The sequence below is a fragment of the Bradyrhizobium sp. i1.15.2 genome, assembly GCF_040548425.1.
In the GTDB taxonomy this organism is placed as follows: Bacteria; Pseudomonadota; Alphaproteobacteria; order Rhizobiales; family Xanthobacteraceae; genus Bradyrhizobium; species Bradyrhizobium canariense.
On sequence record NZ_JBEPRQ010000025.1, the window covers coordinates 1 to 18,729 of the forward strand.

The 18,729-nt window shown below is 64.9% G+C and carries 15 protein-coding genes; 6 read left to right on the plus strand and 9 right to left on the minus strand.

What is annotated here, in order from left to right; genetic code table 11:
• The 3 genes from ABIB80_RS30830 to ABIB80_RS30840 form a co-directional block, all read left to right on the plus strand.
• Positions 1 to 273: hypothetical protein (locus tag ABIB80_RS30830; RefSeq protein WP_354128948.1), on the plus strand; the 273-nt coding region annotated here is incomplete at its 5' end.
• 1,065 nt (positions 274 to 1,338) lie between these two features.
• Positions 1,339 to 2,622, plus strand: coding sequence for a phosphoribosylamine--glycine ligase (purD, locus tag ABIB80_RS30835; protein WP_007596905.1), 1,284 nt, complete (start codon positions 1,339 to 1,341; stop codon positions 2,620 to 2,622).
• Positions 2,623 to 2,791: 169 nt separating this feature from the next.
• Positions 2,792 to 3,697, plus strand: coding sequence for an alpha/beta fold hydrolase (locus ABIB80_RS30840; protein ID WP_007596904.1), 906 nt, complete (start codon positions 2,792 to 2,794; stop codon positions 3,695 to 3,697).
• Here the strand turns inward: ABIB80_RS30840 and ABIB80_RS30845 are convergent.
• Positions 3,694 to 4,152 (minus strand): nucleoside deaminase, encoded by a 459-nt coding sequence (locus ABIB80_RS30845; RefSeq protein WP_007596901.1) that lies wholly within the window; start codon positions 4,150 to 4,152, stop codon positions 3,694 to 3,696. The two genes, ABIB80_RS30840 and ABIB80_RS30845, sit on opposite strands and share 4 nt — an antisense overlap.
• A gap of 119 nt (positions 4,153 to 4,271) precedes the next feature.
• Here ABIB80_RS30845 and ABIB80_RS30850 point away from each other — a divergent pair, with 119 nt between their 5' ends.
• Both ABIB80_RS30850 and rsmD read left to right on the plus strand, forming a co-directional pair.
• The gene (locus tag ABIB80_RS30850; protein ID WP_007596899.1) at positions 4,272 to 6,383 is read left to right on the plus strand and encodes a pseudouridine synthase; all 2,112 of its coding nucleotides are present in this window, start codon (positions 4,272 to 4,274) and stop codon (positions 6,381 to 6,383) included.
• A 2-nt stretch (positions 6,384 to 6,385) separates the two neighbouring features.
• Positions 6,386 to 6,940 (plus strand): 16S rRNA (guanine(966)-N(2))-methyltransferase RsmD, encoded by a 555-nt coding sequence (gene rsmD / locus ABIB80_RS30855; RefSeq protein ID WP_007596898.1) that lies wholly within the window; start codon positions 6,386 to 6,388, stop codon positions 6,938 to 6,940.
• Positions 6,941 to 6,947: 7 nt separating this feature from the next.
• Here rsmD and mutL read toward each other — a convergent pair whose 3' ends face one another.
• Positions 6,948 to 8,759, minus strand: a complete 1,812-nt coding sequence (mutL, locus tag ABIB80_RS30860) for a DNA mismatch repair endonuclease MutL (protein ID WP_007596896.1) — start codon at positions 8,757 to 8,759, stop codon at positions 6,948 to 6,950.
• Between the two features lie 378 nt (positions 8,760 to 9,137).
• On the opposite strand from mutL, the gene ABIB80_RS30865 reads away from it, so the two are divergent.
• The gene (locus ABIB80_RS30865; RefSeq protein ID WP_007596894.1) at positions 9,138 to 9,446 is read left to right on the plus strand and encodes a hypothetical protein; all 309 of its coding nucleotides are present in this window, start codon (positions 9,138 to 9,140) and stop codon (positions 9,444 to 9,446) included.
• Between the two features lie 62 nt (positions 9,447 to 9,508).
• Here the strand turns inward: ABIB80_RS30865 and arfB are convergent, their stop codons facing one another.
• The 7 genes from arfB to ABIB80_RS30900 all read right to left on the minus strand — a co-directional run bounded on the left by arfB (position 9,509) and on the right by ABIB80_RS30900 (position 18,659).
• On the minus strand, positions 9,509 to 9,925 hold the full coding sequence (gene arfB, locus ABIB80_RS30870) for an alternative ribosome rescue aminoacyl-tRNA hydrolase ArfB (protein WP_007596892.1): 417 nt from the start codon (positions 9,923 to 9,925) through the stop codon (positions 9,509 to 9,511).
• 112 nt (positions 9,926 to 10,037) lie between these two features.
• Complete coding sequence (locus ABIB80_RS30875; protein WP_007596890.1) at positions 10,038 to 11,405, minus strand: M16 family metallopeptidase; 1,368 nt, start codon at positions 11,403 to 11,405, stop codon at positions 10,038 to 10,040.
• The gene (locus ABIB80_RS30880; protein WP_198288256.1) at positions 11,402 to 12,796 is read right to left on the minus strand and encodes a M16 family metallopeptidase; all 1,395 of its coding nucleotides are present in this window, start codon (positions 12,794 to 12,796) and stop codon (positions 11,402 to 11,404) included. Before ABIB80_RS30880 ends, ABIB80_RS30875 begins: the two co-directional genes overlap by 4 nt.
• Before the next feature lie 199 nt (positions 12,797 to 12,995).
• Positions 12,996 to 13,721, minus strand: coding sequence for a hypothetical protein (locus ABIB80_RS30885; RefSeq protein WP_007596887.1), 726 nt, complete (start codon positions 13,719 to 13,721; stop codon positions 12,996 to 12,998).
• 97 nt (positions 13,722 to 13,818) lie between these two features.
• Positions 13,819 to 14,313 carry a signal peptidase II gene (gene lspA / locus ABIB80_RS30890; protein ID WP_007596886.1) on the minus strand — a complete coding sequence of 165 codons (495 nt, stop codon included), beginning with the start codon at positions 14,311 to 14,313 and terminating at the stop codon, positions 13,819 to 13,821.
• A 164-nt stretch (positions 14,314 to 14,477) separates the two neighbouring features.
• Positions 14,478 to 17,486 (minus strand): isoleucine--tRNA ligase, encoded by a 3,009-nt coding sequence (ileS, locus tag ABIB80_RS30895; protein WP_007596885.1) that lies wholly within the window; start codon positions 17,484 to 17,486, stop codon positions 14,478 to 14,480.
• Positions 17,487 to 17,687: 201 nt separating this feature from the next.
• The gene (locus tag ABIB80_RS30900; RefSeq protein WP_007596884.1) at positions 17,688 to 18,659 is read right to left on the minus strand and encodes a bifunctional riboflavin kinase/FAD synthetase; all 972 of its coding nucleotides are present in this window, start codon (positions 18,657 to 18,659) and stop codon (positions 17,688 to 17,690) included.
• Positions 18,660 to 18,729 lie beyond the last annotated feature (70 nt).

The following is an 18,729-nucleotide window of genomic DNA, read 5'->3' on the forward strand; positions in this document are numbered from 1 at the left end:
AGCCACGTGTTTACCCTCGGCCATGTCGCCGAGATGCTTGGAGAAGACGAGGAATGGCTGTTCGAGGTCGCCGAAGAAATGGACCCCGAGGATGGCCAGCTATGGGTCGTGGGCGTCGGTGAAGATGGGGTGATGGCGTTCACCGATGAGGGGATCGAGAACCTCAAAGAGCTGATCGCAATCCACAAAGAGGACCCTAGCATCATCGAAAAACGCCGCCAAGTGCTCGCTGCGACGATGAAGCCGAAAACCGAGGAGTCCGACGAGTTCTAACGGTTAACTGGAAAGATCAGCGCGCTGCGGCCTACCGCGTAGGGTTACCTTGAATCCGAGAATATCTTGGCGTTTCGGGCGCGAAGATTGTTCAGGAATATCTTCGCAATAACAGCGTCAGGTATGCTGAAGGCGTCAATATATCTGACGCCCCCAGTTGCCTTGGGTAAAGCCGACCTTGATGCGACTACTGGACGATATGTATTCGCCTGCAAGCTGCTCCAAATGCCGCTGGCCAAAAAAGACGAATGATTGAGACAGTAACGGGGATCAAAGTGTTTGTGAAAACTCCATTGCTTGGGCAACGTGTGTGCGGGCGCTTTCGCTTTTTTGCCAGTTCGCTTTGAAAACGCGACACGGTATTTGTGCACATAGTACTGAGCGCGCGAATAAGCGGCGAGCCTCTTCTTCGCCTCCCGTTCGATTTCGCGCTCTATAAGATATTTCATTCATTTGCACTGCAAGGATGTGCGCCAGCGGATAACTGTAGTCAGAGGCCGTTGCGAAGGTGAGAGGAGATTGGCATCTCCCCCCGGCATGGTGAAGTTGTTATCCGCTGGCTAGTGCTTCTCGCACATAGGTTGAGTTTCAACGGGAAAGCCCTCCGCGTCAAGAGAGGCGACTGTTGGCAATGGTCTTAAGCGAGCAAAGATGCAATTCAGGTGTTCGGCGGTGCAAAATATGGAAGCCAAGTTTGAATAATCGAATTGTATAAATGCTATTTGGACACATGCGCCATGCGCTCCGACTAATGCTCGCGTGGGCTCTGGGACATCTCGTCAGAAGCTCATCGGATGGAGAAGGCTGCTGGCACTCGCCGTAGAGACGGTGATCACTCCTGTGCATCGCGGCGGTCGCAGCTTCGGCGATGTTCGTCATTCCGCCGAAAGTGGACATAGATTCCGGAGCATCGCCGACCGCTCTGCGCGTGGCGCGGCCCCATTTATCCCGGGCCCGCGGCTTCGCGGCGTCCCGGAATGACGGGGTGAATGAGGCAACACCCCTTGAGCCGCACCCCGATTCGTGCGACCTCCGCCCCAGCAAACCCCTCATTCTGAGCCCTCGATGCACATTCTCCTGCTCGGTTCCGGCGGCCGCGAACATGCTCTGGCGTGGAAGATCGCAGCCTCCCCCCTGGTGACCAAATTCTGGTGCGCGCCGGGCAATGCCGGGATCGCGCGCGAGGCGGAATGCGTGGCGCTGGATGTTGCCGACCATGCCGCCGTGATCGATTTCTGCAAGGCGAATGCGGTCGAGCTCGTGGTGGTCGGCCCGGAGACGCCGCTGGCGGCCGGTATCGTCGATGACCTCACCGCCGCCGGCATCAAGGCGTTCGGGCCGAACAGGATCCCCGCCCAGCTCGAAAGCTCGAAGGGCTTCACCAAGGCGCTGTGCACTGAATTCGGCATTCCGACCGGCGCCTACAAGCGATTCACCAACGCCGCGGATGCGCGTGCCTACGTCCAGAGCCAGGGCGCGCCGATCGTGGTCAAGGCCGACGGTCTTGCCGCCGGCAAGGGCGTCGTCGTCGCCAAGTCGGTGCGAGAGGCGGAGGACGCCATCGCCATGATGTTCGAGGGCGGCTTTGGCGAGGCCGGCGCCGAGGTCGTGATCGAGGAGTTTTTGCCGGGCCGCGAGATCAGCTTCTTCGCGCTGTGCGACGGCGAGACCGCCATTCCGCTGGCCTCCGCGCAGGACCACAAGCGCGTGTTCGACCATGACGTCGGTCCGAACACCGGCGGCATGGGCGCCTATTCGCCGACGCCGCTGGTGACGCCGGCGATCCACGACGCGATCATGGCCAAGATCATCCTGCCGACGGTATCAGGCATGAAGCAGCGCGGCACGCCGTTTCGCGGCATCCTCTACGCCGGCATCATGCTGACGACGCAAGGCCCGAAGCTGTTCGAGTTCAACGTGCGCTTCGGCGATCCCGAGTGCCAGGTGCTGATGCTCAGGATGATGTCGGACATCGTGCCGGCCTTCCTCGCCGCCTGCGACGGCCAGCTGAAGAACTTTGACCTCCGCTGGTATCCGGAAGCCGCACTCACGGTGGTGATGGCGGCGAAGGGATATCCCGGCGACTATCAGAAGGGTACGCGGATCGAGGGGCTCGACGACGCCGCGAAGGTCGAGACCGCCGAGATTTTTCACGCCGGCACGGTCGAGAAGGACGGCGCCATCCTCGCCAATGGCGGCCGCGTGCTCAATGTCTGCGCGCTCGGCAAGACCGTGACGGAAGCGCAGGCCCGCGCCTATCAAGCCGTCGACCGCATCAACTGGCCGGAAGGCTTCTGCCGCCGCGACATCGGCTGGCAGGCGGTGGACGCCGAGAAGTCCAAGGGCTGACAGGCTTTTTTCGCACGCGCGCGCAATTTCCGCCCGCGCCGTCGGCACTCCGAAATTGTGTAGGCGGCTGTTGGACTTAGCTACTGTGCATGGGGTTGTTTTTCGACTTTTTTGTTTTGGGGCATTCTCAAGACCGAACAGCCCACGCTGACAGATAAGGATGCAGAAGATGTCCGATCTCGCCGACCTCTATCCCGGCTTCGCCTCCGAATGGATCAACACCTCCCTCGGCCGCATCTTCGCCCGCGTCGGCGGCAAGGGACCGCCGCTGTTGCTGCTGCACGGCTTCTCCGAGACCCACGTGATGTGGCACCGCGTCGCGCCGCAGCTGGCCGACCAGTTCACGCTGATCATCGCCGATCTACCCGGCTATGGCTGGTCCGACATGCCCGAGAGCGATGCGCTGCACATGCCCTACAGCAAGCGCGCGATGGCCAAGGCCATGGTCGAGGCGATGGAGCGCCTCGGCCACGTGCACTTCGCACTCGCCGGCCACGATCGCGGCGGCCGCGTCTCCTATCGCCTTGCGCTCGATCATCCCGGCCGGCTGTCGAAGCTTGCGGTGCTCGATATCCTGCCGACCTATAATTACTGGGAGCGGATGAACCGCGCCTACGCGCTGAAGATCTATCACTGGACCTTTCTGGCGCAGCCGGCCCCGTTGCCGGAGACGCTGGTCGCGAGCAATGGCGAGTTCTTCCTGCGCTTCAAGATGGCGAGCCAGACCAAATCGAAGACGCTGGAGGCCATCGACGAGCGCGCGCTCGAACACTACATCGCCCCATTCCGCGATCCCGCCCGCGTGCATGCGATGTGCGAGGATTATCGCGCCGGCGCCTATTTCGACTACGATCTCGACAAGGCCGATTTCGAGGCCGGCAAGAAGATCACGATTCCGATGCTGGCGCTGTGGGGCAATGCCGGGGTGGCGCAAGCCGCCGCCACCCCGCTCGACATCTGGCAGCAATGGGCGACCAACGTGGATGGCATGCCGGTGGATTCGGGGCACTTCCTCACCGAGGAGAACCCGGATGTGACCGCGAAGGCGCTGCGCGAGTTCTTTGCCGCGCCTTAGCGCCGCTCGCGAAAGAAGTCCTTGAGCAGCCGCGCCGCCTCGCTTTCGCCGACCCCGGAATAGACATCCGGGACGTGATGGCAGGTCGGCGAGGTGAAGAACCGCACGCCTGATTCAACCGCTCCGCCCTTGGGGTCGGCGGCGCCGTAATACAGGCGCCTCACCCTTGCAAACGAGATCGCGCCCGCACACATGGTGCAGGGCTCCAGCGTCACGTAGAGGTCGCAGTCGACCAGGCGCTCGCTGCCGATCTTTTTGGCCGCCTCGCGCAGCGCAACGATCTCGGCATGCGCCGTGGGGTCGTAGTCGGTCAGCGTCCGGTTCGCCGCGGTGGCGATGACCTCGTAATTGCGGACCACGACGCATCCGATCGGAACTTCGCCCGCCTTTCCGGCGTTTTCGGCCGTTTTGAGCGCCAAATCCATGAAAGAGGGGGCTTTCAAGCCTCGTATCATCGCGAGAAACCTGCTAGTAGCTGCGCCTTCAGCAGAAGTGCTTACCGAATTTGCCTGAGCATGCGGCTCGAAACGAGCGCGCACAATGCTTTCTGGCCACCCCCTGAGTGAGATTATTCATGCCTCGCGACAGCGACAAAGACAACGATTCCCGCGGCCGTCGTGATCGCGGCCCGGCCAAGGGCGGCCGTTCCGGCAAGGCGCGGGGCCCCGAGAAGAAGTTCGCCAAGCGCGGCTTCGAGGGCAAGGGCGACAGCCGCCCGCCCCGCGGCGACCGTGACAGCCGACCGGTCCGCCGCCGCGAGGAGGGCGATGCCCCGCGCCGCGACTTCAGCGACCGTCCGAAGTTCAATCGGGAAGACCGGCCGCGCGGCGAAGATCGTGGTGAGCGCAGCTTCAAGCCGCGTGGCGATCGGCCCTTCAAGCCGCGTGAAGACCGTCCGTTTTCGGATCGTCCGTCGCGCGACGGCGAGAAGCGCCCGTTCAAGCCCCGGGGCGACCGCCCATTTTCTGATCGCCCCTCGCGCGATGGCGAGAAGCGGTCGTTCAAGCCGCGCGGTGATCGCCCGTCCTATGGCCGTGATGACCGTCCGCCGCGCAGGGATCGCGACGATTCCCGTCCGGCCGGCCGAACCGGTGACACGAAGTTTGGCGACAAGCGACCTTACGCGCCGCGTGGCGACCGTCCGGAACGCAAGTTCGATGGCGAGCGAAAGTTTTCGCGCGGCGCACCGGACCGCAATCGCAGCGAGCGCAGCGATTCGAAACCCTGGCAGAAGCGCGATGCGGCCCCACGCGGCGACCGGCCGCCGCGCAAGGACTTCAGCAAGGGTCCGCGCAAGGATTTTGGCGGCAGCGACCGCGGTCAGGACAAGCCTTGGCAGAAGCGCGACGATCGGCAAGGCGGCGGCGACGACCGTCCGCGCTTTTCGCGTTCGCGCGACGATCGTCCATCGGGTGACCGTCCATTCCGCGAGCGGCCCAAATTCGATCGTCCGCGCGATGATCGTCCCAGGTTCGATCGCGGCGGCGATCGCCCGAAATTCGATCGTCCGCGCGAGCGCTCCGAGGGCCGCTCCGACTGGCACGAGCATCCCCGCAGCGAAGCTCGCACCGGCGATCGTCCACGCCGCGAAAACGAGGACGAGAGCAGGATCTTCGAGAAACGTCCCGCCTTCGGCGGTCGCGGCGCCTATCGCGACCGTGATCGTGATTCCGAGCGGCGGCCGCGCCGCGAGGAAGAGGTCAAGCCGAAGAAAGCTGGCGAGCGTATCGCCAAGGTGCTGTCGCGTGCGGGCCTTGCCTCGCGCCGCGATGCCGAGGAGATGGTCACGCAGGGCCGCGTCAGCGTCAACGGCCGTGTCATCAACTCGCCGGCGCTCGACATCACCTCGAACGATGTCGTCACCGTCGACGGCAAGCCGTTGCCGGAGCGCGAGCGCACGCGGCTGTTCCTCTATCACAAGCCGCGCGGCCTGATGACGACCCATGACGATCCCGAGGGGCGTCCGACCGTATTCGACAATTTGCCCGAAGGTCTGCCGAGGCTGATCAGCGTCGGCCGGCTCGACTTCAACACCGAGGGCCTGCTGCTGCTCACCAACGATGGCGGGCTCGCGCGCACGCTCGAGCTGCCGGACACCGGCTGGCTGCGCCGCTACCGTGTCCGCGCCCATGGCGACGTCACGCAGGCGCAGCTCGACGAGCTGAAGAACGGCATCGAGATCGAGGGCGTCAAATACGGTCCGATCGACGCGACGCTGGAGCGTGACCAGGGCGCCAATGTCTGGCTGGTTTTCGCGATCCGCGAGGGCAAGAACCGCGAAGTGCGCAATGTCTGCGCTCATCTTGGACTCGAGGTGAACCGGCTGATCCGGGTCTCCTACGGCCCGTTCCAGCTCGGCGAGGTCCCCGAGGGCCAGGTCGAGGAGATCAAGTCCCGCGTGCTGCGCGACCAGCTCGGCGAAAAGATCATCGAGAAATCGGGTGCGCAGTTCGACGTGCCGCAGAAATCTGCCTCGCATGAGGGAGACGACGCGCCGCGCGAGAAGAAGCCCGCGAGCAAGCGCGGCGTGATCAACGACCGCAAGGGCCGCCGCGTCCTGGTGCAACGCACCGGCAGCGAGGAAGCGCGCGAGCGCAACGAGGCTGAGGCCAGCGGCTACGGCCCGCCGCGCCGTCCCAAGCGCGGCTATCACGGCAAGCGCGATCTGGCGCCGAAGGAGGACTGACGTTGCGCGTCGTCGGCGGTCGATTGAAGGGGCGCAATCTGGCCTCACCGTCCTCGCGCGACATCCGCCCCACGGCGGACCGCCTGCGCGAGTCCGTGTTCAACATCCTCGTGCACGCCTATGACGATCCGATTGCGGATGCGCGCGTGCTCGATCTCTTCGCCGGCACCGGCGCGCTGGGCATCGAGGCGTCGTCACGCGGCGCGAAATTCGTGCTGTTCGTCGACAACGGCGCGGAGGCGCGCGCCCTGCTGCGGAATAATGTCGAGACGCTGGGCTTGGGTGGCGTGACAAAAGTCTATCGTCGTGATGCGACCGATCTCGGGCCTGCGCATCCGGTCGAGCCGTTCTCGCTGGTGTTCCTCGATCCGCCCTATGGCAAGGGGTTTGCGGAGAAGGCGCTTGCGAGCCTGCGCGACGGCGGCTGGCTGACGCCGGGCGCGCTGCTCGTCGTGGAAGAGGCGAAGGCTGCGCAGTTCGTCACGCCGGAAGGCTTCGAGGAATTGGAGCGGCGCCCTTATGACGACACGGAATTCGTGTTTTTGAAGCGACCGTAATTTCGAATTACCTCCGCCCGAACAGCTTCTCCACGTCGCTCAGCTTCAGCTCGACATAGGTCGGGCGGCCGTGATTGCACTGGCCGGAGTTCGGGGTGTCCTCCATCTCGCGGAGCAGGGCGTTCATCTCCTCCGGCCGCAGCCTGCGGCCGGCGCGCACCGAGCCGTGGCAGGCCATGGTGGCGGCGACGTGCATCAGACGGCGCTCCAGCGGCAGCGCCTCGTCCCACTCGGCCATATGCTCGGAAAGATCGCGCAACAGCCCGCCCGCATTGGTCTTACCGAGCAGCGACGGCGTCTCGCGCACCGCGACCGCGCCGGGGCCGAAGGATTCGATCGCAAGACCAAACGACCCCAGCTCCTCGCTGCGCTCCAGCAGGCGCTCCACCGTGGCCTCGTCCATCTCGACGATCTCGGGGATCAGCAGGATCTGCCGCTGCACGCCGTTGGCTGCCAGCGAAGCCTTCAGCCGCTCGTAGACGATGCGTTCATGCGCGGCGTGCTGGTCGACGATGATGAGGCCGTCGCGGGTCTGCGAGACGATATAGGTCTCGTGGATTTGCGTGCGCGCCGCGCCGAGCGGGCGGTGGACCAGATCGCCGGCGGGCTGCGTTTCGATCCGCACGTCCGCACTGGGCGCACCGACATCGAACGCAGCCTGCGCGCGCTCGGCGAAGGTGGGCGCAGCCGCACCGTCGAATGACGGCATCGGCGCGACCGGGGCGGATGGCGACGCCCGCCAGTCCCAGCTTGCCGGGCGCGGCGTGAATGCGGGGCGGAACGACGACAGCGCGCTCTCGCCGCTGTTGGCGGCCGTACGCCGGCCCTCCCGTGCAAGCCCTTCCTTCAATCCGTGCACGATCAGCGCGCGGACGAGGCCGGCGTTGCGGAAGCGCACCTCGGTCTTGGCCGGATGCACGTTGGCGTCGACCTCGCGCGGATCGAGCGTGACGAACAGCGCCAGCACCGGATGACGATCGCGCGGCAGATAATCGGCATAGGCCCCGCGTACCGCCCCTAAGATCAGCTTGTCGCGCACCGGGCGGCCGTTGACGAAGAGATATTGCCCAAGCGCGTTGGCTTTGGTCAGCGCGGGCGCTGCGGCATAGCCGGCGACCACCACGCCCTCGCGCTCGGCATGGACCTCGATGGCATGGCTGCGGAACTCTGCCCCCAGGATGTCGCCGAGACGCGTGAGGCGACCGGCGACGCCGGGCAGTGCGGCAGCCCAGGTCACCGGGGCGCGCTCTTCGCCCGCGAGCGTGAAGGCGATTTCGGGCCGCGCCATCGCGAGGCGCCGCACCACCTCACGGATCGCTTCCGCCTCGGTCCGGTCGGTCTTCAAGAACTTCAGCCGCGCCGGCGTGGCGTAGAAGAGGTCATTGACCTCGACCCGCGTGCCGTGCGCGAGCGCGGCCGGCATGATCTCGGACTTCTCGCCGCCCTCGACATTGAGCGCCCAGGCATGCGGCTCGCTGGCATGCCGCGTGGTGATGGAGAGCCGCGCCACGGAGCCGATCGAGGGCAGCGCCTCGCCGCGGAATCCAAGCGTGCGGATCTGCAGCAGGTCCTCGTCGTCGAGCTTGGAGGTGGCGTGACGCTCGACCGCCAGTGAGAGGTCCCTGGCGGTCATGCCGCCGCCGTCGTCGGTGATGCCGATACGCCGGCGCCCGCCGCCATCGGTAAAGACGTCGATGCGGCTGGCGCCGGCATCGATGGCGTTCTCGACCAGTTCCTTGACCACGCTCGCGGGACGCTCGACCACCTCGCCGGCGGCGATGCGGTTGACGACCTGTTCTGGCAATTGGCGGACGGGCATGAGTTCGATTTCAGATTCGGGACGCTATTCTAGGCCGTGTTGCGTCAAAAGCATGTGGTGAGCAACAGGCGCGTGGCGCCCTGGGGAAAAGGGGGGCCTATCGCACTGAAGACATTGGACGATCGCGCCGGTCGCGGGGGCCGTCGTTGACGACCCCGCGAGCCCGAGCGTCGCGTTCGCGGTCCGCAACTTGTTCCGCACCGCCGCATATGAGGAGCACAATTCCGCGAAACCGCCGCGAAATCCCTCAACGATGACCACACGATCCGGATTGCATGGCGACTGCGCCGTTCGGCTCTCTGCGCGATGGGATGGTCCAGTCCAGGCGAACGGCGAAAACACCAACCGCTCATCGCGAACAAAATCCAGGAGAAATGGATGAAGGTAGTGAAGACCTCTGTAATCGCATGCGCTCTTTCCGCACTGCTGGTGGGACCGGTTCTCGCACAAGGCGTATCGTCGGACACCAAGTTGCGTGGCAGCGCGCAGGGCAAGACCATGCAGGGCGGTGCCTCGAGCGGCGATGAAGAGGATCTCGGCGCACAGCAGGGAGCCGCGGGTGAGAAGGTCGGCATGAAGTCGACCAAGGGTACGAAGGGCACGGTCGGCACCACCGGCAGCGCGACGCACAAGGGCACGGCTGACGATTCCGTGTCGGGCGGTGCTGCGACCGGCAAGCGCTACTGACGCAGCCAGCGAAACGGCAAACCTCCGGTCGCATTGCGGCCGGAGGTTTTTTCGTCAATCGGTCAATCCTCGAAATGCCCGCCGCGCTTCGACTTGATGTCGCTGCGGCGCTTCTTGCCCTCGAGCCGGCGCTGCTTGGACCCAAAGGTCGGCTTTGTCGCGCGCCGTGGCTTCGGCCGGATCATGGCTTCGCCGAGCATCTCCGTAAGGCGGTCGATGGCGTCCTGGCGGTTGCGCTCCTGGGTGCGGAAGCGTTGGGCCTGGATCACGATGACGCCGTCCTTGGTCATGCGCTGCCCTGCGAGCCGGGCCAGGCGCAACGCGGCATCCTCCGGCAGCGTCAGTTTGCGGGTGTCGAAGCGCAATTGCGCCGAGGTCGCGACCTTGTTGACGTTCTGCCCGCCGGGGCCGGAGGCGCGGACAAAGCCGATCTCGATGTCGTCCTCGTCGATGACGAGATCGCGGGATATCCGCAGCATGGTGGCACCATTCGTGATGCCCGGACATATCCCGGACGCCTAGGTTCGGCAATGGCGCCCGGAATGCAAATGGCCGGGCGAGCCCGGCCATTTCAGAAGCGTACGAAAGACGTCAGTTCGACTTCGTCACCGGTGCGGCTGCCGGTTGCGCCGCCGCCTGCGGAGCGCGGCCGACGACGACGGTCAGGAGGCCCTGGCCCCAGAGGCGCTTTGCGGCCGCCTTGGCGTCATCCATGGTGACCGCATCGACGACGGCGTTGCGCTTCTCGATGTAGTCGATCGGCAGCTTGTCCTGCTGATATTGCAGCAGCGCCTGCGCGAGCTTCGAGGAGGTATCGAGCGCCAGCATCTGCGAGCCCTTGAGGTAGGACTTGGCCTCATCGAGCTCCTTCTGCGTCGGGCCTTCCTCGGCGATCCGACGCACTTCCTTGTCGATGGCGTCGATGGTGTCGCCTGCGCGGTCGGCGCGGGTGCCGGTATTGCCGATGAAGACCGCCGAATGCTCCATCCAGAGCAGCGATTCGAACACCGAATAGGCCAGCCCGCGCTTCTCGCGCACCTCGCGATAAAGCCGCGAGGACAACCCGCCGCCGCCGAGGATGTGGTTGACGACATAGGCCGCCATGAAGTTCGGATCGCTGCGCTTCACCCCGGGGCCGCCGAAGGTGATCACGGTCTGGGGAACGTCGAGCGTCACGAAGGCGCGTTGCGGCGGCTTGGCGGCCTCGACGTCGGGGACCGGCACGAGATTGGCCTTGGCGGGCAGGCTGCCAAACGTGTGGTCGAGCAGCTTGCCGAGCGTATCGGGATCAACGTCGCCAACCACCGCGATCTTCAGCGTGTCCTTGGCGAGCACGCGGCCGACATAGTCCTTCATGTCGGCGATCGTGATGGTCGGAACGCTGTCGAGGTTGCCGTTGGACTGCCGGCCGTAGGGATGTTCGCCGAAGGCGACTTCCAGGAATTTGCGGCTCGCCAGCGAGGTCGGGTTGGTGGTCTCGCGGCGCAGGCCCGAGATTACCTGCGAGCGAATGCGTTCGACATCGGCGGTTTCGAAATGCGGCGAGGTCAGCGCGCTCCGCAGCAGGTCGAAGGCCTCGTCCTTGTTGTCGCGCAGCATGCGCAGGCTGCCGCGGAACGTGTCGCGGGTGGCGGAGAAGGAGAGCTCGATGGCGCGGCGATCGAGCCGCTCATGGAAGGTCTTGGAATCGAGATCGCCGGAGCCTTCGTCGAGGAGATCGCCGACCAGATTGGCGACGCCCGACTTGTCCTTGGGATCCTGGGCCGAGCCGCCGGCAAAGGAATATTCCATGGCGATCAGCGGTACGGTCGCATCCTGCACGAACCAGGCCTCGATGCCGCCCGGCGACGTCAAGTGCTGGATCTTTGCAGCCGCCTGCGACGGCGAGACGGTAGCGAGCGCGAGTGCCGCGCCGGTGGCAAAGGAGAACGCAACGCGTCGAAGGAAGGGATAGGTCACGAACGCTTCTCCTCGCGTTTGGTGGTCGCGGTGTCCTTGATCAGATAGCCTGTCACTGAGCGCTTCTTCTCGAGCCATTTCTGCGCGACGGTGCGGACCTGCTCGGCGGTGACCGCGCGGATGCGATCTGGCCAGCTCCGGATGTCCTCGATCGACAGGCCCGTGGTCAGTGCGCCGCCATACCAGCGTGCCAGCACCGCCTGGTTGTCCTGGGCGTAGATCGCCTCGGCGATGAGCTGGGTCTTGACCCGCTCGAGATCCTCGGCACGGATCGGATTCTGCGCGATGTCGGCAATGACGCCGTCGACCACCTGCTCGATCTCGGCGAAGCTGACGCCGGATTTGGGCGAAGCCGAGATCGCGAACTGGGTCGGGTCGAGCGAGATGCTCGAATAACTGGCGCTGGCGGAGACCGCGAGCGGCTTGTCGACCACGAGCGCACGGTAGAGATAGGAATTGTTGCCGCTGCCCATTAGCTGCGCCAGCACGTCGAGGGCCGCGCTTTCGCCGGCCGCAGCCGTGGTCGCCGAGGGCACCAGGTAATAGCGCCGCAAGCCGGGTTGCTCGACGCGCGGATCCGCAAGGGTCACGGTGCGCGGCGCCGCGGGCTCCGGCTCCTGCGGGCGGACACGGCGGGCCGGGATCGCGGGTTGGGCCGGGATGGAGCCGAAATTGCGCTCCACCAGCGGGCGGATGTCGGCGGCCTCGACGTCGCCCGCGATCACCAGGATCGCGTTGTTCGGCGCATAGAAGCGGCGGTAGAAGGCGAGCGCATCCTCGCGATCGAGCTTCTCGATCTCCTGGTGCCAGCCGATCACCGGCCGGCCGTAGGGATGGTTGAGATAGAGCGCGGCCATGATCTGCTCGTTCAGCCGCGCGTCCGGATTGTTGGCGACGCGCATGTTGTATTCTTCGAGCACCACGTCGCGCTCGGGCAGCACGTTCTCGTCCTTGAGGATCAGGCCGGTCATGCGGTCGGCCTCGAACTCCATCATGGTCGGCAGCTGCTCTTTCGGCACGCGCTGGTAATAGTTGGTGTAGTCGACCGAGGTCGAGGCGTTCTCGTTGCCCCCGACGCGGAGCACGGTCTGGGAGAATTCGCCGACCGGATGCTTCGATGTGCCCTTGAACATCAGGTGCTCGAGGAAGTGCGCGAGCCCGGACTTGCCCGGCGTCTCGTCCGCCGAGCCGACCTTGTACCAGATCATTTCCGTGACGACGGGCGTGCGGTGGTCGGGAATCACCACGACCTGCATGCCGTTTCCAAGCGTGAAGCTGGCGGGCGGAGCCGATGTCACCGTGGTCTGCGCAAGAGATGCGCCGGCCGTGAGGACACTCGTCGAAAGCAGCGCGGCAAGGAGGCGGGCAGCCGATCGGTAAGAGGACATCATGATCCTTATGAAAGGCCGAGCCCGGATGTCCGGCTCGGAGGCACGGCATGGTACACCGTGCGGCAAACGCTTCGCGTCACGAAGCAGAGAACTCAACTCGGGCGCAAGTTACTGATAAGCAATTAAAGACCGCGTCCGGCGCGCACGAGCCGTCGGCGCGGGACCGCGTCTGTCGGGATATCGCAAAGTGACAGGAGCGTTATTGTTCCTTGTCCTTCCCGGACATGATGTCGAAATAGGTCCGCCTCGTCTTGTCCTCTCCGGCGCCATAGGCGTAGCTCGGCGACGGCGTCTGGTAGCCCGGCGGTGGCTCGACCAGCGACTGGCGCGGCGGCTCGGTCGTGAATTGCTTCGCCTCGCCCTTGTTGTTCGACATCATGCCCCACAGACCGCCGGTGAAACCGAGTTGGGCGGGGCTGAGCGACGGGTTGCCGTTGGTGCCCGGCTGGATGGGGTCGTTGCTCGTGCGCTCGGGTGCGGCTGTCCTGCCGACCTCCATCTCGGCGGGCGACAACGTCCGGCCTGCCTGCCAGTTCTCTGTGGCCTTGACGGCCTTTTTCCGCTGGGCGATGGCCTCCTTGCGGCGCTTTTCGTCCGGGTCCTTCGGCCAGTTCGGCGCGTTCTTGGCTTCGGTGCCGGCGGGCGGCGGCAGGTCGAGCTTGGGCGGTACCACCAGCGGCGACCGCTCACGGTACTCAATACCCTTCTTCTCCATGCTCTTGGCGCCGATGCCCGACATCAGATTGTCGATGAGCTTCTCTTCGAAGGTCATATCGTCATCGTCCTCGCCGTCGTCACCGGCGCGGGCGGCGCCAGCCGACATGACGAGACCGATGCCGAGTGCGACAGCGGACAATTTCAATGCCCGCCAGAACCCTTGCCCGGGATCTCCAACCATCGAACTGCTGGTCTTCGAGCTGCGCATCACTGTACCTGTTCCAAATTGTGGCAGTTTGCCGCTCTCGCGCGGCATAATCCCTCGCAAAAACAAGGGTCCGCCTGCCGGTCCGTATCGGCCGGGATCAGGGCGCTTTTGCGGCGGGTACCCCCAGGAAGGAATCATACAATAGCGCCGCCACGCCAGCAACGATGGCCACGTCCGCGAGGTTGAACACGTACCAATTATAGGTCTTTCCGCCGATCTCGACGTGAAACAGGGCGAAATCGACCACCGCGCCATAGGCGAGGCGATCGATCCCATTGCCGATGGCGCCGCCGATGATCAGGCCGAGCGCGATGGTTGCCAGCAGGGTGTGCGAGCGGGCCATCCAGATCGCCAGCGCAACCACGGCGAGGACCTTCACGGCCATCAGCGCCATTTGCGCAGCCTGGCCGTCGTTCTGGAGCCAGCCGAAGCTGATGCCGATGTTCCAGGCCAGCACCAGGTCGAAGAACGGGGTCACCTCGACCGCGCCGCGACGGGCAAGGTCGAACACATTCAGCAGCCAGAGCTTTGAAGCCTGATCGGCCACCAGCGTGAGCAGGGCCGCGAGGATGCCGGCGCGGAGCGGGGTCATGCAGGCGAGATCTCTATCTCCACTACAAACACCGCCGTCGTCCCGGCGAAGGCCGGGACCCATACTCCGAGGCGGAAGTTGTTTGAGGGACTCGTGGTCATCAGCCTTCGCTGCAATCGGCGGTCGTGGTTATGGGTCCCGGCCTCCGCCGGGACGACACGAAGTTAGACACTCACCCCCAGCGCCTTCCATTCGCGCAGCGCCTTGGCGTCGCGCGGGGTGACGTCGGGGTATTCGGGGTCTTCACCCACCGTCGGCGAAATCTTCCAGGAACGGGCGCATTTGGTGCCGACCGCCTTCTCCACCACGACAGCGATGCCGGGAACGGCATCGAGACGGAATGCGGAAGCCGGCGCCTCGTCCTCGCGCACCTCGTAGTTCGAGGTGATGCAGATCTCGGCGAGGTCGGTGTCGAACAGCGTCGCAAGCATGTCGCGGTCGGCGACATAGATCACCGGCGAGGCCTCCAGCGACGAGCCGATGTTCTTGGCGGCGCGTTCGAGCTCCAGCGCACCGGTGACGACGCGGCGGACGTTGCGGATCGCTTCCCACTTCGCGGCGAGCTTGTCGTCGCGCAGGCTTTCGAGGTCGTCGGGAAACTGCGTCAGGTGCACCGAGGGCTCGGCGCCGGGCCTGTACATGCGCCAGGCTTCCTCCGCGGTGAAGCTGAGGATCGGCGCCAGCCATTTCAGGATCGAGCTGCACAACAGATCGATCGTGGTCAGCGCCGCCTTGCGCGTCGGCGAGGAGGGCGGATCGCAATACAGCGTGTCCTTGCGGATGTCGAAATAGAACGCGGAGAGCTCACTGTTCAGGAATGCGGACAAGGTTGCGACCACCGTCTTGTAGTCGAACTCCTGATAGGCCTTGCGGACGACGGCAGCACGGACCGCGAGCTCGTGCAGCATCAGCCGTTCGAGCTCAGGCATGTCGGCGGGTGCGACTGCGTCGGCGGGCTTGTAGTGATCCAGCGTTCCCAGCATCCAGCGCACGGTGTTGCGCAGCTTGCGATAGGTCTCGATGGTGTTCTTCAGGATCTCCGGGCCGATGCGCTGGTCGTCGGCATAGTCAGTGGCGCAGACCCACAGGCGCAGGATATCCGCGCCCGAATCCTTGATCACCTTCTGTGGCTCGACGGTGTTGCCGATCGACTTCGACATCTTGCGGCCGTTCTCGTCGAGCGTGAAGCCGTGGGTGAGCACGATGTCATAGGGCGCGCGGCCGCGCGTGCCGGCGCTCTCCAGCAGCGAGGAATGAAACCAGCCCCGATGCTGGTCGCTGCCTTCCAGATACATCACGGTGTCGTCGCCGCCATCGACCTTGCGGACGATGTTGCCGAGCTGCGGGAAGTTCTGGCGATCCTCGAGCACGAATGCATGCGTCGAGCCGGAATCGAACCAGACGTCGCAGATGTCGTCGATCTTCTTCCAGTCTTCGCTCGCGCGCGATCCAAGGAAGCGCTCGCGGGCGCCTTCCATGTACCAGGCGTCGGCGCCTTCCTCCATGAAGGCCTCGGTGATGCGCTGATTGACGATCTCGTCCTGCAGGATTTCGGCCGAGCCGTCGCTCTTCTCGCGCACGAACACGGCGATCGGAACGCCCCAGGCGCGCTGGCGCGAGATCACCCAGTCCGGACGGTTGGCGATCATGCCGTTGATGCGGTTCTCACCCGACGGCGGCACCCATTGCGTGACCGAGATCGCATGCAGCGCGCGGGCCCGCAGTGTATCGCCCTTCTTGGCATGGCCATCTTCGCTGATGTCCTTGTCCATCGCGATGAACCATTGCGGCGTGTTGCGGAAAATGACCGGCTTCTTCGAGCGCCAGGAATGCGGATATTGGTGCTTGAGGCGGCCGCGCGCGAGCAGCTTGCCGGCCTCGATCAACGCCTTGATCACGGCCTCATTGGCATCGCCCTTCTCGCCCTTGTCGTTGAGCACGCGCTTGCCGGTGAAGCCGGGGGCCTGCGCGGTATAGGCGCCGTTCTCGTCGACAGTGTAGGGGATCGCGGTCGAGATGCCGCGTTCATCGAGCTCGCGGGTATTGGCCATCCAGACGTCGAAGTCCTCGCGGCCGTGGCTCGGCGCGGTGTGCACGAAGCCGGTGCCGGTATCGTCGGTGACATGCTCGCCGGCGAGCAGCGGCACGATAAACGCGTAACCGCCATCGAGGCCGCGCAAGGGATGAGCGCACTCCACGGCGTCCAGCGTATCGCCGGGAATGTCGCGCAGCTTCTCATAGGCCGTGACGCGCGCCTGCTTGAACACCTCTGCGGCAAGCGCATCGGCCAGGATCAGGAGATCGCCGGTCTTCGCCCAATTGTCCGCGGCTGCATCCGTCACCTTGTAGAGGCCGTAGGCGATCTTCGGTGAGAACGAGATCGCGCGGTTGCCGGGCAGTGTCCAGGGCGTGGTGGTCCAGATCACGACCGAAGCATTGGCGAGCGCACCATGTGCCGGGGACGTGACGGGGAACTTCACCCACACCATGTCGGAGGTGTAGTCCTCGTACTCGACCTCGGCCTCGGCGAGCGCGGTCTTCTCGACCACGCTCCACATCACCGGCTTGGAGCCGCGATACAGCGTGCCGTTGGCCGCGAACTTCATCAGCTCGCGCGCGATCTGCGCTTCGGCGGGATAGCTCATCGTCTGATAGGGATGATCCCAGTCGCCGATGATGCCGAGGCGCTTGAATTCCTCACGCTGCACGTTGATCCAGTGTGTCGCATAGGCGCGGCACTCTTTCCGGAACGCCACCATCGCGGCGGAGTCGCGGAAGTCGGGCTTCTGCTTGCCCTTGGAACGGTAGTTCTCTTCCTCGATCTTCCATTCGATCGGCAGGCCGTGGCAGTCCCAGCCAGGCACATAGTTGGAGTCGAAGCCGAGCATCTGCTGGCTCTTGGTCACGACGTCCTTGAGGATCTTGTTCAGCGCGTGCCCGATATGGATGTTGCCATTGGCGTAGGGCGGGCCGTCATGCAGCACGAATTTGGCGCGGCCCTGGGCTTCCTGGCGCAGCTTGTCGTACAGCCCGATGTCGTTCCAGTATTTCAGCAGCTCCGGCTCGCGCTGCGGCAGGCCGGCGCGCATCGGGAATTCGGTCTGCGGCAGGAACAGGGTTCTCGAATAGTCTTTGGCTTCGGATTTTTGGGACTTTTGTGGCTTGTCGGACATGAGGCTGACTGGCTCGGAAGGGCGCGGGAACGGATGGCGATGCGGAATCGCGGGTGAAACGACAACATCCCGGTCTTGCGCCGAGCCGAAGGCTCAGGCGGAAGCCGGGCCGCTAATCCCTATGATGCGCCGCGCAAACATGGGCTCTCCATAGCAGGGGGCTAAGGGAAGCGCAAAAGGTTCGGGGGCCGGTTTCCGGCCTCAATCGATGATGCCAAGCCGCGGAAACGCGTCCGGGGCGGCGGCGAGCATGGCGCGGGCGCGGGCGGAATCGTCGTCCATCTGGCGGATCAGGGCATCCAGGCCGTCGAATTTCAGCTCCTCGCGGATGAAGCCGATAAAGGCGCAGTCGAGCGTCTGTCCGTAAAGATCGCCCTTGAAGTCGAACAGGAAGATTTCCAGCAGCGGCGCGCCGTTATCGAAGGTCGGGCGGCGGCCGAAGCTTGCCACCCCGTCCAGCCGCTCCGCGCCGCGGCCGACCCGCACCGCATAGATGCCGTGCTTGAGGCCGCAATTGGCATCGAGGCGGATATTGGCGGTGGGATAACCGAGGTCGCGGCCGCGCTTCTCGCCGTGGATGACCTCGCCGGTGATGAACCAGGGCGCGCCGAGCATGGCCGTGGCCTCGTCGATCTGGCCTTCTGCGAGCGCGATCCGGATCGCGCTGGACGAGACCGGCCGCTCGTCGATGTCGACATGCGGCTGCACGTCGACCTCGATGCCGAGCCGGGGCGCCTCGTTGACCAGGAGGCTCGGCGAGCCGACGCGACCCTTGCCGAAGTGGAAGTCGTAGCCGACGGCGATTCCGCCGATGCCCAGGCGCCCGATCAGGTCATGGTGAATGAAGTCTTGCGCGCTGGTCCCGGCGCGGGACTTGTCGAAGGTCATGACCACGGCGCCGTCAAGTCCGGTGCCGGCCAGAAGCCGCAGCTTGGCACGCTCGTCCGTCAGGCGGAATTGCGGGGTGTTGGGGCTGAAAAACCGCCGCGGATGCGGCTCGAAGGTCAATGCCAGCGCAGGGCGGCCATGGATCCTGCCCATTTCCAGGGCTGCGGCGATCACGGCGCGATGGCCGAGATGAACGCCGTCGAAATTGCCCATGGCGACCACGGCCCCCCTTGCAATGGCGGAGTCCGGCGTGGTGTCGCGGATAACGGTAAAATGCGGAGCCATCAGGGGAATTCTCGAACCGGCGGGACCGGCCGGGACCGTGGCGCGACGGGCCGGATGAAGTCAAGCGGGA